We start from the raw sequence: 981 nt of genomic DNA on the forward strand, positions 1-981 counted from the left end.
CTTGCCGGCCACCGCCGCGCCGGGCAAGGCCCCCGCGGCGGCCGGCAAGGCACCGGCCGCGCCCGGCAGCGCACCGGCCGCACCCGGGAGCGCGCCCGCGGCGCCTTGTTGCATGCCTTGCGTGATGGCCGGCATCACCAAGCCCTTGAGCAGGTCGATGGCCTGGCCCGCGCCCAGCTGGTTGGCCGCCTGCATGATGTCGTTGACCAGGCCACCACCGCCGCCGGAGCTCCCGCTGCCGCCGCCGAGGCCGGTCCCGCCGCCGACCGGCGAACCGTTACCGAAGGAGGACGGGTCACCGAGGATCGGGTAGGTGCCGTCGGCGCCGGGGTCCAGGCTGGCCGGTGCGGTGATCGGCACTTCGCCCGCCGCGGTCGGGCTACCGAGGCCCGGTGCCACGCCGGCCGGGCTGGTCAGCCCGGGGTTGGAGAGCGCCGGGTTGAGCCCGGCGCCCGGGGTTGCCACTCCGGCGCCCGGTGTGGTCGGCAGCGCGCCGGGCGCGGTGAGCCCCGGCGTTGTGGGCGCCAGGCCAGGGCTGGCCAGACCGGGGCTGGTCAAACCTGGGCTGGTCAAACCTGGGCTGGTGAGTCCCGGGCTGGTGAGTCCGGGGCTGGTGAGTCCGGGGCTGGTCAACCCGGGGCTGGTCAGCCCCGGCGTTCCCAGGCCCGGCGTGCCCAGGCCGGGGCTGGTCAGGCCCGGCGTGCTGGCCGCACCCCCGCCGAGCGCGGGAACCGGCGGCAGGTTGATGCCGAACTGCGACAACCCCTGCGACAGCGCGCCCATCAGCTCGCCGGGCAGGTCGGTCATCACGGCCGCCTGCTTGAAGTCGTGGTGTTCGGGCTGCTTGTTGCCGGCCGTCGATTCGTAGACAAGGAAGTATGCGCAAGGACTCGCCACTGCCACAGCGGCGACCGCGCTCATGGCTGTCGAAAGCTTGCGTCGGCGTCGGTTCGGCACGGAAGTCTCCTCAATCTGGACAAC

General features: G+C 74.1%; 1 protein-coding gene. It reads right to left on the minus strand.

All coding sequences use genetic code 11. The annotated features are described in order from the left end of the window. Positions 1 to 957: PirG (locus A9X04_RS03060; protein WP_197509002.1), on the minus strand; the 957-nt coding region annotated here is incomplete at its 3' end. Between the last annotated feature and the right edge of the window lie 24 nt (positions 958 to 981).

Source organism: Mycobacterium sp. E3247, assembly GCF_001667785.1.
Lineage (GTDB): Bacteria > Actinomycetota > Actinomycetes > Mycobacteriales > Mycobacteriaceae > Mycobacterium.